The sequence below is a fragment of the Methanoregula sp. genome (assembly GCF_002835825.1).
Taxonomy (GTDB): domain Archaea; phylum Halobacteriota; class Methanomicrobia; order Methanomicrobiales; family Methanospirillaceae; genus Methanoregula.
In genome coordinates this window covers 1-1459 of record NZ_PIZH01000518.1, presented here as the reverse complement: position 1 = coordinate 1459, position 1459 = coordinate 1, and the positions used below count along the sequence as shown (strand labels likewise).

The following is a 1459-nucleotide window of genomic DNA, read 5'->3' as shown; positions in this document are numbered from 1 at the left end:
CCGGTATCCTGCTCTGCACAGGAGCGGGTAGAGCTGCCGTCCGATAAGGGCATTGCCGCCGCCCCGCTTCTGGAGCTCCACGAGGCAGTCGACCGCCTTTTGGGCATCGGCATCATCGGGATGGAAGAACGTGGAGCCGTGATCGCCTTCGATCACGGTTATCGTGCCGCCCTCCTTCAGGAGCGGGTGCAGGTGCCGTAGTGCCCCCGCCGGATCCGCAAGGTGCTCGAGCACGAAGCAGACGAAGATATGATCGAAACTGCCGGCAGCGAAGGGGAGGCTGAAGATGTCTGCCTGCCGGAAGGTGACATTGGTGCACCCGGCCAGGCGTACCGTCTCTTCTGCCTTCTTTAACGAGTCAGGAGAGATATCGATGGACGTGATCGCGGCCCCGGGGCTGCTCTTTGAAAGGATGACGGTCTGGGCACCGATCCCGCAGCCGGCCTCGAGAACCGTTGATCCTGGAGGATACAGGGTATCGTGGTGGAGGAGACCGGTGAGTGTCCGGGCCTGGTCGGCGAGACGCTCCGATTCCCGGTCGGAATATCCGTGAACATAGGTGGGGTTAGTCATGGTTATCACGTACAAGGCGCGGGGCGCGAGGATGTTGTGTACAAATCCGGTTTACAATGCACAAAAATGTACGCATCACGCGGTCAGATTTTCTCACAGGAATGCCTCCCCGTCATGAGGAAGATCTCTTCCGGGAATCGTACCGTGACAAACGTTTTTGAGATCATAACCGCTATGACCGGATTGAAGATCATGATACCTCCCCGCTGCCACCTCTTTTGTATCGGAATTATCATTGCATTCTGCCTTGCCGTTCCGGTGTTGGCTGAGCCGACCGTCACGGTCAGCTCGTACGAACTGACGCCGGCCGTGCTGATGCCCGGGGATTTGGGGACGCTGACCGTCACCCTGAAGAACACGGCATCGAGCGCAACAGTCAGCGAGAATATCGGGCCGCAGATCAGCGGGTTTGAGACGGTGAAGACCACCGACATCAATGTCTATATCGAGAAGGCCGGGCTCGAAGGGAAGGGTATCGAGGTGGTCGGGGAGAACTACCAGCGGATTGGGGACCTTGGGCCGGGGCAGACCATCCCCCTGACGTTCCTGATCCGGGCACCGGCCCAGCCGGGGTTCTACTTCCCCGAAGTCCGGGTCGACACCCGGGGCGGCAGGAGTACCCGGTATCCTGTACCAGTGAACGTCAACCCGCAGATCGCGGTCGCCAAACTGGCGGTCCTCGGAATGGGAGTGAAGACTCCGGACGCAGTGAAGCCCGGCGATCCTGCCGGGGTCCGGCTCGATATTGTCAACAGCGGGCAGAGCGCGGCAGACCGGGTGATCGTCCGGATCGGAAACGCCAGCACCTCAATCAGCCCGAAGGATAACGGCCTGTACCATATCGACAGCATTCCGGCCAGCTCAGGTGAGCAGCTCGATATCGTGC

1 protein-coding gene and 1 pseudogene are annotated in these 1459 nt (G+C 60.2%); one reads left to right on the top strand and one right to left on the bottom strand.

The genetic code is table 11. From position 1 onward, the window contains the following. Window positions 1-573, bottom strand: a 573-nt coding sequence (locus CW742_RS12865) for a class I SAM-dependent methyltransferase (RefSeq protein ID WP_292420996.1), incomplete at its 3' end; no start/stop codon positions are given. A 144-nt stretch (window positions 574-717) separates the two neighbouring features. Here CW742_RS12865 and CW742_RS12860 point away from each other — a divergent pair. Next, window positions 718-1459, top strand: a pseudogene (locus tag CW742_RS12860) (S-layer protein); the annotation flags it as partial.